The following is a 13,299-nucleotide window of genomic DNA, read 5'->3' on the forward strand; positions in this document are numbered from 1 at the left end:
GGCGCCCTTGGTCGTTTTCGGGGAGGAAAGGCGACCTAGAACTTGTAGCGCACGCCCAGATAATACTGGCGACCGAAGTGCACGTACTCTTCCGGGCTCATGCGCGTCGAGTCGTCGACCTTGCTGTCTTCCTGATCGGTCAGGTTGATGGCTTCCAGGGTCACCGTGAACTTGTCGAACGAGTAGCTCACCTGGCTGTCGAGGTTGAAGGTCTTTTCCTTGATCCGCACGTCGTTGTTGTTGGTCGCCGTAGGGGCCACTTGGATCAGGTAGGCGTCGCGATAGGAGCCCGAGATCCGAGCCTTGAAGCCGGCGTTTTCATAATAGAGCGTGAGGTTGTAGGCGTCGGGCGACAGGTTGACCAACGGCTGGGTGACCATCACCGCCGGCGTCAGCAGGGTTCGCGGCGTTCCAGCCGGAGATCCAGCAGGCACGCCGTAGGTCGGAGCCCTGATGATGTAGGCGATGTCGCTCTTGACGTGGGTGTAGTTCGCGATCGCGCCAAACTTGTCGAACGGGGCCGGCAGGAAGGTGAACGGACGCTGGGCGCTGAGTTCGAAGCCCTTCAGCTTGCCGCCGGGGCTGTTGACATTGGTCGTCACGGTGAACGGGGTCGAGGTGGTGTTGCCGTTGGTCAGCAAGCTGGCCGGCAGCCCCGTTTCCGAGAACGGCATCACTTCGGCCGTCTGCTGGATGTACGACTTGATGTCCTTCTGGAAGAAGCCCGCCGACAGCAGGGTTTCCTTGTCCGGATACCATTCGAAGCTCAGGTCAAGATTGTTGGCCAACATCGGATCGAGATCCGGATTGCCGCGGGTCAGGGTCTGGGCGGTCTGGCTCTGGGCGGTAAAGCCCGGCGTCAGGTTCTGCAGTTGCGGACGCGTCATCACCTTGGCGGCGGCGAAGCGGATGAAGAAGTTCTCCATCGGCTGAACCGAGACGTTCAAGGCCGGCAGGGTATTGTGGTATTCGCGGCTGACCGACTGGACGGCGTCCGTCGCGAGCTGTTCGGACAGGTTGCCGATCGGAGTGGCGACCGTGACGGGGACGTTCCCGGCGTTGTAGTGGCCGAGCGCGGCCTGGTCGGTCTTCACATAGCGGACGCCGAGATTGCCGCGCACCGGCATGTTGAAGAGGTCGTAGTCAAAGTCACCCTGGATGTAGAAGGCGGTGTCCTTCTCGGTGATTTCACGCAGCGCGCCCAACTGGTTCAGGACGCTGAGACGGAAGTCGCCGTTGGCGTTGATACAGTTGCAGTCGTAACCGATCACCTTCTTCAGCTTGTCGAGGTCGGGCGCGATCCAGGAGGTCGGGACGCCGGCCGGCACGTCGAGGCCACGGCCGAAGCCGGTGATCAGGCGTGAGACGTCGGCGACGGTGACGCCGGCGGGCAAGGCGAAGCCGGCTTCGGCCGTAAAGGTGGTGCCCACGCCCGGGGTCAGATTGCGCGAAAACAGGCGCTGCTCCGACGAGGAGAAGCCGTATTCCTTGTAATCGCCGCCGTAGCGCAGCTTGAAGCCGTTGAAGATCTCGTAATCGACGTCGGCGCGGAGGGTCTTGAAGGTATTGACCGCCTTGCTGGGACGCAGGCGCAGCAGCGAGGAGTCGCCGAGGGTATTTCTGGAGCTGTAGACGAAGTTGGCTGGATTGGTCGGGTCGAAACCGTAGTTCAGGGTCGGGAGATTCTGATCGGCCGAATAGTCGTAGCTATAGCCGTCGGTGTCGTAACGATCGAACGAGAAGGTCGTCTGGACTGGGTTGTCCTGGATTGACCGCGACTGGCCATAAACGACGTTCAAGTGGCCGGCGTCGCCGAACTTGGTGTCATAGGTCAGGGTGAACTGGTTGAACTCGGTCTTCAGGTCGTCGTGGCGATACTCGACGCGCGCGTCGACATCGTCAAACGTGCCCTTGATCAATTGACCCTTGTTGTCGGCCTGGAAGCTGACCACGTCAGTCTGGGGCAGGCCTTGGCCGCTGCGGCTGAACGAGATGGTTTCCAGATAGGTCTCGTCGCGATTGTTGGTGAACTTGGCCAGCAGGGCGTCGAAGCTCAGGGTCGAGTTCTCGGTTGGGCGCCATTGCAGCGAACCGGTCACGCCCAGGCGCTTCTGGTCATATTGCAGGCGACCATAGCGCGGAATGCGTGGGTGCCAGAGGCCGTTGGCCTGCGCGGCCGTCGGCAGGGCTCCCGTCACAGCGCTAATGGTGCCGCAGGCCGCAGAGGTGGCTGCCGTCGGGCCGCCGGGCACGAAGCCGGGGGTCCGCGGATTATAGCCCGAGGTGATCGGCGGCGCGCCCCCCGGCTGGGCCGTCGACACGGTCACGCAGGGGAACGACGTCGCGCTGTTGAAGGCGACGCTGGGGTTTTCCCAACGGCCGGTCGAGGAGCCTTCTTCCAGCGTCTTGCGCTCGGCATAGGCCACTGAGATCAGGGCGCCGATTTCGCCGATGCCGGTGTCCCAGCGATTGCTGGCCAGGAAAGTGAAGCGCGGGTCCTGCTTGCGCGACAGGTCGTTCCAGCCAAGCTTGGCGCCCATGCTCAGGGCCGAGCCGCTGAAGTCGAACGGACGCGAGGCCTGCAGGTCGATGATCGCGCCCAGCGAGCCTTCTTCATTGATGGCCGAGGTCGACTTGCGCACGGTGATGCTGTTGAACAGTTCCGAGGCGAAGATGCTGAAGTCGAACTGGCGACCGCGGTTGGCGCCGCCCGAGCTGTCCTTGCCGCCGGTGGTGGCCAGGGCCTCCAAGCCGTTCAGGCGCACGACGGTGAAATCCGGACCCAGGCCGCGAACGGTGATCGAGCGGCCTTCGCCGCCGTCACGATCGATCGACACGCCCGGCACGCGCTGCAGCGACTCGGCCAGGTTCAGGTCGGGGAAGTCGGCGATATCCTGGGCCTTGATGACATCGACGAGGTCGTTTTCACGACGCTTGATGTCGAGGGCGTTGGCCAGGCTGGCCCGGAAGCCGGTGACGACCACTTCCTCGACCGCCGTATCGTCGGCGGGGGCGGCGGCCGGAGCCGTTTGAGCGGCGGCCGCGCCGGCCATGGCCAGCACCAGGGCGATGGCGCTCGTCGAGACACCGAACTTGAGAGCGCGAGCGCGCCCCTTAAAAACCTGAGACAATGGTTCCTCCTCCCGTAACCACTTTTTTTAAACGACGCTTTCGCGTCGCCCGGCCGAAGTGTGCAATCGCGCTTCCTTCCAGCGCGGCTGCTTCCTCGAGCCGTCTAATTCTGACACCGGTGTCACATCAGCATGTGACGTTGTCCTGACACCGGTAGCAATGAAACCGGTACCAAATGAAACCACCCTCTACAAGATGGCTAGAAGGTGGCGCTGTGTCGCAGCGTGGAAACGTGTCGTTTCGGTCACACGACCCGTAAATGGCTAGTTCGCGTCGTCGAGGCGGTGCTGGCTGACCTTGTTGAGTCCGGCGATCACCGCCTGTCTCTGGTCGGCGGTCAATCCTGCCGTGCGCAGCAGACGCAGGGCGTTGATGTGGACGTCGATCGCGTCCCAACGCCAGGCGTTGGCCTCGATGCAATTGTCCACCAGCGCACAGAACGAGATCGCCGCCTGATCGACGCAGGAACCCGGGAGAAAGCCCGAGACGTCGATGATGCGCAGCGCCAGGACATACAGATCCTGGAAGGTTTCGCCGGCGCGGGTGGCCGAGGCTGGCTTGCCGTAGCGGGCGTCGATCTCGGCCAGGGCGGCGTCGAGCACCGCCATGGACTCGGCCCGCAGGGGCTCGAGCGCCGCCTCGGCCGCCTTCAACGCGTCCTGAGCCATCGGACCGCCGGCGGCCTTGATCAGCATGGACAGGCGGTTGGGGGCGCGGAACTTTCGGACGACGCTCATGAAACGACCTTCGCGGCGGGCGCCGAACCATCGGTCGGGGCTTGGGATTCAGCGGGCGGGCGGCGAGCTTCGGGCGGGTCGTCGCGACGACGGCCCTTGGTGTCAGCAGGCGGTCCATCGTTCTTAAAGCGCCGGTCTGGCCCAAGATAGCTGTCGCATTCTATGAACTGGCGCTCTTCCTTGGCCGCCCAGAGGATGCGCTCAAGCAGCACCTTGGGCGCGATCGGCTTGGCGACCGTGAAATTGGCGCCGGCGTCGCGCGCCTTGAACACCTGGGAGGGCGGCGTGTGGCCCGAGACGAGGATGACCGGCAGGTAGCGGTTGGCCTCCAGCGCGCCGCGCCGCAGCCAACGGACCAGTTCGTAGCCGTCGATCGCGGCCATGTTGGTGGCGCTGATGATCAGGTCGAAGGTGCGCTCGCGCAGCAAGGCCTGAGCGGACTTCGCGTTGTCGGCCCGCTGCAGTTTCTTGATGCCGAACCCAAGGATGATCTGGGCCAGCAGGTTCAGCGACGCGGGGCTGTCGTCGACCAGCAGGACGCCGACCTTCTCCAGATTGATCCGGGCCGAGGCCTTAAGCGCTTCGGGCATGATTTTAGAAGAAGTCGAGTTCGCCGGCTTCGGCGACCCAACCCTTGTGCGGCTCGGCGTTGCGCAGACGGACCACCAGGTCGGCCAGGCCCAGGCCTTCCAGCAGGGGCTCGATGGCCATGTTCCACTCCCCCGAGGCGTGCTGGCTGATCCGCGACAGCACGTCCGACAGGCCGTGCAAGCGCTGGCTCAGCTCGTCGAGGGCCTGCAGGCGCGACAGGCTCTCGAGGGCCGCGCCGCCGCTGGCCAGGTCGCCGGCGATGTGTTCGCAGTCCCGGCAGATCGCCGCCGCCGCCTGCAGTTCCGCCGCCAGCCGACGCGAAAGCTCGCCCACCGGGAGCTGATGGTCCGGGATGACAAGACTGTCGGATAGGGGCAGCGGCTGGGCGATCATGAGGTCAGAACAGCTCCAGGTCGCCGCCGCTCGCGGCGGGCGCGGGGGTGGGACGACGGACTTCGGTCGGGGCGTTGTCGACGGCGACCAGGCGCTGGCGAACCCGGCCGGACGCGGGCCAGAACTCGACCCGCCGGGCCGAAAGCCCGCCGGTGCTGGACGAGACGATCGGAATGCCTTCGTCGCGCAGGAAGCGCTCGGCGAATTCGGCGTTGCTGGCGCCGACGTCCGAGAGGCCGTCGAACAGCTTGCCGCCGCCGAAGATCTTGGCCTCAAGGCGGTCGCGGCGCGCGCCCTTCTTCAGCAGACCGTTGATCAGCAGTTCCATCGCATAGGCGCCGTAACGGACGGCGTCGCCGTTGTCGTTATTGGCCCGGCCGCCGGTATCGGGCAGCAGAAAGTGGTTCATGCCGCCGATACCCGTGGTCGGGTCGCGCAGGCAGGCGGCGATGCACGAGCCCAGCACGGTGGTCATCACCACCGACGGATCGGACGACACATGGCTTTCGCCCTGGGTGACATGGACCTTGATCGCGGGTCCGGAGTCTTCAGCGTGAGCCTGCGCCATCATGTCAGTTGCCCGAAGACTTGTTCGATCTTGTCCCGCAGGCCTTGGACCGTGAAGGGCTTGACGCAATAGTTGTTGACGCCGAACTGCACGGCGCGCTGGACCAGCTCGCGGTCGGCCCGGCCGGTCAGCATGACGAAGGCGGTCTGGCGGATCGGCGGGTGCGAGCGGACCGCGCGCAGCAGGGCCAGGCCGTCCATCTTCGGCATGTTGAAGTCCGAGATGACCAGGTTGGCAGGCTTGGACAGGAGTTGCTTGAGCGCCTCCTCGCCATCCGGCGCTTCGCGGATGTCCTTGAATCCGATCTGCTGCAAGGCGTTGCGGATCAACGCCCGCATGGTCAGCTGGTCATCGACGACGAGAACGGAAATGGTGTTTGCTAGGGGCATGGGTTCATCGCCTCGCGGAGGCCAGATCGAGGATTGTTTGGCCCATGGAGGACAGGGAAACCTGCTTCTCCACCGAGCCGAGCTCAAAAGCCGTTCTGGGCATGCCGTAGACGACGCAACTTTGCTCGTCCTGGCCCAAGGTGCGGGCGCCGGCCTTGCGCATGGTCAGCAGGCCCTGCGCGCCGTCGCGGCCCATGCCGGTCAGGATCGCCCCGACCGCCTTCTCGCCGACGGCCTGGGCCACCGAGTTGAAGAGCACGTCGACCGAGGGCCGGTGACCTGTGACCGGGTCGCCCTGGGTCAGGCGGCAGCGCAGCCCGGCGGAACGGACGACTTCCAGATGGGTGGCGCCGCCCGGAGCGACATAGACCTTGCCCGGCTCCAGCAGGGCGCCGTCGACGGCTTCGGCCACCTTGGCGCCGCTGGCCCGGTCGAGCCGCGCGGCGAAGCTGGCGGTGAAGGTCGCCGGCATGTGCTGGGTGATCACTGTCGGGGGGCAGGTTTCGGGAAACAGGCTGAGGATCGACAGCAGGGCTTCCACCCCGCCGGTCGACGAGCCGATCGCCACGATGTCGCCAGAGGGCACGTAGTCCTTGCGCCGCACGGCCGGCTTGTCGTCGGGCTTGGTGCGGACCGAGGCCCGCGCCGCGGCCTTCACCTTGACGGCGACCTCGTTGAGGGCGTCGGCGGTGTTGGTCGCCAGCGTCGGCTTGGCCACGCAGTCGACCGCGCCGAGCTCCAGGGCCCGCAGGGTCATCTCGGCCCCAGCCTGGGTCAGGCTGGAGACCATGACCACCGGCATCGGGCGCAGGCGCATGATCTTCTCGAGGAACTCAATGCCGTTCATGTTCGGCATCTCGATGTCGAGGGTGACGACGTCAGGGTTCAAGGCCTTGATCATGCCGCGGGCCTCGAACGGGTCGCCGGCGGCGCCGACCACCTCGATGTCGGGGTCACGGTTGAGAGCGGCCGTGATCAGGCCCCGCATGGTGGCGGAGTCGTCGACGACGAGAACGCGAATCTTGGGCATCAGCGAGCTCCTGCCTTGCGATAGGCGGTCAGGCCGGCGCTTTCAAAGGCCGTGACCGAAGCGCCGACGCGCTCGGAATGGCCGACATAGAGCTTGCCATGCGGGGCGACCAGCGGCGCGAAGCGCTGCCAGACCCGCTCCTGGGTGGGCTCGTCGAAATAGATCACCACGTTGCGGCAGAAGATCGCGTCGAACTGACCCTTCATCGGCCAGCTCGGGCCATTGAGGTTCAGCTCGCGGAACGACACCATCTGGCGCGCAGCCTCGCAGACCCGGAAGCTGCGGCGGTCGCTGGCGTCGCGCTCGAAATACTGGTTGCGCATGTTGCCCGGAATGCCTTCGAGGAGTGTCTCCTCGTAGACTGCGGCCCGACCGGTCGCCAGGACGTTGGTGTCGATGTCGGTGCCCAGGATCCGGATGTCGAGGTCGGCCGCGTTCGGCCAGACCGACAGCACGGTAAAGGCCATCGAATACGGCTCCTGGCCCGACGAGCTGGCCGCCGACCACAGGCGCAGGCGGCCGCCGGCCCGCACCTTGTCGGCCATGGGCTCCAGGATGTTGGCGCGCAGGTCGTCGAAGTGGTGGGGCTCACGGAAGAACCGGGTGACGTTTGTCGTCAGAGCCCGCAGCATGTGCTGCTGCTCGTCCACATTGCCGTCCTGCGCCACGAAGCTGCAGTATTCGGTGAAGGTCTTCAGACCCAGGGTGCGCAAACGCTTGGCCAGGCGCGAATAGACCAGCGTCGCCTTGCTGTCGGGCAGGCTGATGCCCGCCTGATCATACAGCAGGGCCGCGATCCGCTTGAAGTCGGCGTTCGTAAAGGCGAACTCGCCATCGACGAGGGCCTCGCGGCGATCCGAAAAGGAGGTTGAAGGCGTGGTCATCTAGGCGGCCAGGGCCTCGCGTTCGGGGAGCAGGCGTTCCAGCGAGATTTCGCTGATCATCCGGCCCTCGATGGAAATGATGTTGCGCACGAAGTGGCGGACGTTCTCGCAGGCGATGTCGGGCGTCGGCTGGCACATCTCGTCGGTGATCGACAGGATGTCGGACACCGCATCGACCAGCAGGCCGACCGTGCGGTCGCCGGCCTGAACCACGATGAACACGCTGCGGACACTGGGCTCGGTGGTCGGCATGCCGATCCGGCAGGCCAGGTCCATGATCGGCAGCACCGCGCCACGCAGGTTGATCACGCCGCGCATGTAGCTGGGCGATTGCGGCAGCGTGGTCGCCGGGCTCCAGCCGCGGATCTCGCGGACGGCCATGATGTCCACGCAGTATTCCTGCTCGCCCACGCGGAACGAGATCAGTTCGCGGGTCGCGGCGCTGGGGGTGGTGTGGTGCTCGTTCATCGGGCTCATTCTGCGGCGATGAGAGTGGGATCGGACGGCAGCGGCGGGCTGCGACGGCGCAGGTTGATCACCGCGTCGACGTCCAGGATCAAGGCCACGCGGCCGTCGCCCAGGATCGTCGCGGCGGCGACGCCCTCGACCTGCTGGTAGTTCTGCTCCAGCGACTTGATGACCACCTGGCGCTGACCGTGGATGGCGTCGGCCACCAGGGCGGCGCGCGAGCCGTCTTCACCTTCGACCAGCAGCACCACGCCCTCGGTCGGCGACGGCGACTTGCTACGGTAGTTCAGGGTCAGGCCCACATCGATCAGCGGTACGAAGCTGTCACGCACGGCCAGGACTGAGCCGGTCGGACCCAGGGGCCGGATTTCCTCGGCCTTGGGCCGCAGGCTCTCGACGATGCAGGCCAGCGGAATGACCAGGGTCTCGCCCGCCACGTCGACCACCATGCCGTCGAGGACGGCCAGGGTCAGGGGCAGGCTGAGGGTGAAGGTCGAGCCCAGGCCGGGGCGCGAGGTGATCGAGATGCGGCCGCCCAGCGCCTGGACGCTGCGCTTGACCACGTCCATGCCGACGCCGCGACCCGAGACGTCCGAAATCTTGTCGGCGGTCGAGAAGCCCGGCAGGAAGATCAGGTTGTCGATCTCCTCGTCGGTCAGGGTGATGTCTGGAGAGATCAGGCCCTTCTTGACGGCGATCGACAGCACCCGCTCGCGGTTGATGCCCTTGCCGTCGTCCTGGACCTCGATGACGATCCGGCCGCTGCGGTGCAGGGCCGCCAGGCGCACGACGCCTTCGGGATTCTTGCCGGCCGCCTTGCGCTCCTCGGGGCTTTCCAGCCCGTGGTCTATGGCGTTGCGCAGCATGTGGGTGATGGGATCGGCCAGACGCTCGATGACCGTTTTGTCGACCTCGGTATTCTCGCCGTCCATCACCAGGCGGGCCTGCTTGCCCGTCATGTTGGCGACTTCGCGGACCAGGCGCGGCATGCGCTGGAATACCGACTTCACCGGTTGGGCGCGGATGGCCATCACGCTGTCCTGGATCTGGCGGGTGAGCTGTTCCAGCTCATCCAGACCCATGGCCAGGTTGGAGGATGGGGCGATGCCGTATTCGCCGACGCGTTGGGCCAGCATGGCCTGGTTGATCACCAACTCGCCGACCAGGTCGATCAGGTGGTCGATGCGCTCGGGATCGACGCGGATCACGGACTGGCCGGGACCGGGCACGTCGATCTGGGCCGGCTTCGCCGCCGAGGGGGCGGCCGCCGGGGCGTTGGCGGCCACGGGCGGCGCGGCGGGCGGCGGCGCGGAAACGGAGGCCGGGGCAACGACGGGGGGAGCGACCGCGACCGGCTCCGGGGCGATTGGCTCAAAAGCGGGCTCTTCAGCGATCGGCGCCGGGGCGTCGATGTCCAGCAGGCCGGCCAGCACGTCGGCGACCGGCGATTCGCCGCGGGTGATTTCCAGTTCGCAGTCGCCGTCGACGAATTCGAAGACTTCGCGGATCGCCTCTTCGCCCTGGTCGGTCTCGACCCGGACGCTCCAGGTGATATAGGCGGCTTCGGCGTCGAGGAATTCCAGGGTCGGCAGGGCGCTGTCGTCCAGGGTCGCCTGGATCGGGCCGAGGCGCGCCAGCTCGCGCAGCAGCAGGCCGGTCTCGTTGGCCTTGCGATAGAGGTCGGACTTCGGGCGGATCGACACGGTCCAGACATTGTCCAGCACGGCGGCGTCCTCGGCCTGGGCGTCCAGGCTGATGGTCATCGGCTGAAAGCCGAAGTCCATGTCGTCGTCGTCCATCCCGTCGTCGGCGCCGACGACGAGGGGGGTGAAGGCGATGCCCATCTCGTCGTCGACCGGGGCGACCAGCGCGGCGACGACGGCGGGGGCCGCCGACGGATCGGTGACAGCCTTCAGCTCAGCGGCCATGGCGGCCGAGGCGTCCATGTCGACCACGCCCAGGCCGCGAGCGGCGTTGACATGGTCGGCCAGCACGTCCGAGGCGCGCAGCAGCAGGGCCGTGAGGTCAGGGCTGCTGGGAATCTCGTTGGAGCGCAGCGCGTCGAGAAGCGTCTCGAACACGTGGGCGAAGCGCACCAGCGGTTCAAGGCCGAAGGCTCCCGCCCCGCCCTTGATCGAGTGCACGGCGCGGAAGACGGCGTTGACGGTGTCGCTATCCTCGTTGCCGTCCTGCATGGTCAAGAGTCCGCCTTCAAGATCCGCGAGGAGTTCCTCGCATTCCTGAAAGAAGGTGACCTTGATGGCCTCTAGCTCGTCCATTCCCCGACTTCCTACAAAGCGTCTTTAGTACCTAGAGCTCGACGATCAGGCCGCGACGCGGCGGATGGCTTCGACCAGCTTCTCGGGGTTGAAGGGTTTGACGATCCAGCCGGTGGCGCCGGCTTCACGGGCCCGCTGCTTCTTGCTGGGGTCGCTTTCGGTGGTCAGGACCAGGATCGGGATGGCGCGATAGTCGTCATCGACCCGCACCGCCTCGATGAATCCGAAGCCGTCCAGCTTGGGCATGTTGATGTCGGTGATGATCACATCGGGTCGGTGGGCCGCGAGGACCTCCAACCCGTGCTCGCCGTCGACGGCTTCGACGACATTGAACCCGGCTCCGGCGAGAGCCATGCGCAGCATGTCCCGCATCGTGCGCGAATCATCGACCGTGAGGACAGTACGCGTCACGATGCAGCTCCTTGGAAATCGGCCTCGAACAACGCCCCTTGGGCGCCAAACAGGCGGGTGGTTTCGATAAAGACCTCCGAAGGGGCCGTGATCGAGAAGGGTTTTCCGTCTTCCGCCCAGGCTTTCCGGGCGGCGATCAGGACTTGTAGGCACAGGCCGCCGAGACGGCGAACCTGGTCGGCGTGGACTTCGATGTCCTGGCCGCGGCGTTCGACGAACGCCTGCTTGAGGGGGCCCGAGGCCTTGAGATCAAGGGTTTCGGGCAAGGCGATGGCTGTCGACATCAGAACTCCTCCCAGCCGTCTCTGGCCGGGGCCGCCGCGCTGGCGGCTCCGCCACGACCGGGTCGTGCGAAGGTGTTGAGGCGGGCCCGCTGCTCGGCCACCGGATTGGCGGCCGGCGCGTGGTAGGCGGGATCGGCCATCTGCGGACGGCCGGTCTGCTGGCGGCCGTCGCCGACCCGGAAGCGACCGATCAGCCGCACCAGCTCGCCGGTCTCGCCCTTGAGAGAGTGGGTGGCGGCGGTCGATTGCTCGACCATCGCGGCGTTCTGCTGAGTGACCTGGTCCATCTGGTTGACGGCCGTGTTCACTTCGTTGAGGCCGGTCGCCTGCTCGGCGGCCGAGGCGGCGATCTCGGTGACCAGGGCGTCGATTTCGCCGACCTTGGTGACAATGCGCTGCAGGGCCTCGCCGGTCTGGCCGACCAGGTTGACACCCGAGGCGACCTGCTGGGTCGAGGAGGAGATCAGGGTCTTGATCTCCTTGGCCGCTTCGGCGGAGCGCTGGGCCAGGGCCCGCACTTCCTGGGCCACGACCGCGAAGCCTCGGCCCGCGTCACCGGCTCGGGCGGCTTCGACGCCGGCGTTCAAGGCCAGAAGGTTGGTCTGGAAGGCGATCTCGTCAATCACACCGATGATCTGGCTGATCGACTGCGAGGACTTCTCGATGGCGCCCATGGCCGAGACGGCCTCGTGCACGACCTGGCCCGAATGGGTGGCTTCACCGCGGGTGCTGGAGACCACTTCCGAGGCCTGCTTGGCTCCGGCGGCGGTGCGGCGCACCGTGGAGGTCAGCTCGTCAAGGGCGGCGGCGGTCTCTTCCAGAGAGGCGGCTTGTTGCTCGGTGCGGCGCGACAGGTCGTCCGAGGCGTGGGCGATCTCGTCGGCGCCGGTGCGCAGGCCATCCGTCGAGGCCGCGATAACCTTGATGGTTTCCTGCAGCTGGGCGATGGCGGCGTTGAAGTCGTCCTTCAGCTTGCCATAGTCGCCCGGGAAGTCGGCGGCCACGCGGAAGGTCAGGTCGCCCTTGGCCAGGTGCTCCAGCGCCTCGGCCAGCGACGACACCACCAGGGCGGTCTCGCGGGAAGCGGCGGCCGTGGACTCTTCCTTGGCGCGACGCTCGTTGGCCGTCATGGCGGCGTTCTTTTCCTGCTCGGCGCGCATCTGCTCCAGATGCAGCTGATTGTCGCGGAACACCTTCAGCGAGCGGACGATGGCGCCCAGCTCGTCGCCGCGGGTCATCTTGTCGAGGTCGATGCTGTTGTCGCCTTGCGAGAGCTTCTCGGTCGCGCCGGCGATGTCGCCGATCGACTTGCGGGTGGTCATGACGGTCAGGAAGGCCAGCGTGCCGACGGCGAGCAGGGTGATCAGCGACATGATAATCGTGGCGCTCATCGCGGCGGCGGCTTCGGCCTGGCGCTTGGTGGCCTGCTGGGTGGCGCGGCCGGCGGCGTCGTCGACGACCTTCTGCAGCTGCGCGGCCATCTTGACATAGGTATCTTCGAAGCTGCCGGCGAAGCTCATGGCCATGCCGGTGTCGACGTCGATCATGCCGCTGACGGTGTCGATGGCGCTGCGGCATTCGTCGAGCGACTTGACCAGCGAGGCGATCTTCGGACGTTCGGAGGCGGGCAGCCGCGCCGAGAGGGCCTTCATTTCCTTGCTCAGGCCATCGAACTCGGCGAGCAAGGCGGTAATGCGCGGTCCGGCCGGCGGCGCCATCGGGTCGGCCTTCGAGGCCAGGATCTGGTAGAGCGTGCCGTGCGCCTTGGTGATGCGACGCGACAGCGACTGGATGTCGCTGTTGATCCGCATGTCCTGCTCGACGACCTGCTTGAGCGCTGCCGACTGGCTCTTCTGCACGACGATCGCGCCACCGGCCATCAGGGCCAGCATCAACAGGGCGAACGCCGGCGCGAAGCCGATTTTGATGATCAATGGAAGATCGACGAGCCGGAAGCGCTTCATCGCAGTTGTCCCCTCTTGCGGTGATCCGTGCGCACGGATCACCAACATCTAGGGGGATCATCACGGTATAATCCTAACAGTTCCTGACTTTGGTTAAGCCTGATTAGCCGCAGGGGGTGTCGCACCCCCGAAAAACACCTCCGACGCCTTTTAAGGAATGGGACCCCAC

General features: G+C 66.1%; 13 protein-coding genes. All 13 read right to left on the bottom strand.

From position 1 onward, the window contains the following. Positions 1-35: 35 nt before the first annotated feature. Positions 36-3,053 (bottom strand): TonB-dependent receptor, encoded by a 3,018-nt coding sequence (locus ACP696_RS06825; protein WP_426043662.1) that lies wholly within the window; start codon positions 3,051-3,053, stop codon positions 36-38. Positions 3,054-3,395: 342 nt separating this feature from the next. Continuing rightward, positions 3,396-3,869 (bottom strand): chemotaxis protein CheE, encoded by a 474-nt coding sequence (locus tag ACP696_RS06830; protein WP_426029909.1) that lies wholly within the window; start codon positions 3,867-3,869, stop codon positions 3,396-3,398. After that, the gene (locus tag ACP696_RS06835) at positions 3,866-4,459 is read right to left on the bottom strand and encodes a response regulator (protein WP_426011000.1); all 594 of its coding nucleotides are present in this window, start codon (positions 4,457-4,459) and stop codon (positions 3,866-3,868) included. The genes ACP696_RS06830 and ACP696_RS06835 overlap by 4 nt, the downstream gene beginning before the upstream one ends. A gap of 4 nt (positions 4,460-4,463) precedes the next feature. Beyond that, entirely contained in the window at positions 4,464-4,853 is a 390-nt protein-coding gene (locus ACP696_RS06840; protein ID WP_426029910.1) for a chemotaxis protein CheU, read from the bottom strand. A gap of 4 nt (positions 4,854-4,857) precedes the next feature. Beyond that, entirely contained in the window at positions 4,858-5,421 is a 564-nt protein-coding gene (locus ACP696_RS06845; RefSeq protein WP_426011300.1) for a chemotaxis protein CheD, read from the bottom strand. Beyond that, positions 5,421-5,810: a response regulator gene (locus tag ACP696_RS06850; RefSeq protein ID WP_426010998.1), complete on the bottom strand. Its 390-nt coding sequence runs from the start codon at positions 5,808-5,810 to the stop codon at positions 5,421-5,423. Before ACP696_RS06850 ends, ACP696_RS06845 begins: the two co-directional genes overlap by 1 nt. 4 nt (positions 5,811-5,814) lie before the next feature. Continuing rightward, entirely contained in the window at positions 5,815-6,840 is a 1,026-nt protein-coding gene (locus tag ACP696_RS06855) for a protein-glutamate methylesterase/protein-glutamine glutaminase (RefSeq protein WP_426010997.1), read from the bottom strand. After that, positions 6,840-7,724, bottom strand: a complete 885-nt coding sequence (locus ACP696_RS06860; protein WP_426010996.1) for a CheR family methyltransferase — start codon at positions 7,722-7,724, stop codon at positions 6,840-6,842. Before ACP696_RS06860 ends, ACP696_RS06855 begins: the two co-directional genes overlap by 1 nt. After that, positions 7,725-8,192, bottom strand: coding sequence for a chemotaxis protein CheW (locus tag ACP696_RS06865; RefSeq protein WP_426010995.1), 468 nt, complete (start codon positions 8,190-8,192; stop codon positions 7,725-7,727). A gap of 5 nt (positions 8,193-8,197) precedes the next feature. Further along, positions 8,198-10,471 (bottom strand): chemotaxis protein CheA, encoded by a 2,274-nt coding sequence (locus ACP696_RS06870; protein ID WP_426043597.1) that lies wholly within the window; start codon positions 10,469-10,471, stop codon positions 8,198-8,200. A 45-nt stretch (positions 10,472-10,516) separates the two neighbouring features. Continuing rightward, positions 10,517-10,882 carry a response regulator gene (locus ACP696_RS06875; protein WP_426010992.1) on the bottom strand — a complete coding sequence of 122 codons (366 nt, stop codon included), beginning with the start codon at positions 10,880-10,882 and terminating at the stop codon, positions 10,517-10,519. Next, positions 10,879-11,166 (bottom strand): STAS domain-containing protein, encoded by a 288-nt coding sequence (locus ACP696_RS06880; protein ID WP_426010991.1) that lies wholly within the window; start codon positions 11,164-11,166, stop codon positions 10,879-10,881. The genes ACP696_RS06875 and ACP696_RS06880 overlap by 4 nt, the downstream gene beginning before the upstream one ends. Then, positions 11,166-13,130, bottom strand: coding sequence for a methyl-accepting chemotaxis protein (locus ACP696_RS06885; protein ID WP_426043598.1), 1,965 nt, complete (start codon positions 13,128-13,130; stop codon positions 11,166-11,168). The genes ACP696_RS06880 and ACP696_RS06885 overlap by 1 nt, the downstream gene beginning before the upstream one ends. Between the last annotated feature and the right edge of the window lie 169 nt (positions 13,131-13,299).

Origin of the sequence: Caulobacter sp. DWR3-1-2 (assembly GCF_049896225.1) — a bacterium.
GTDB lineage: Bacteria > Pseudomonadota > Alphaproteobacteria > Caulobacterales > Caulobacteraceae > Caulobacter.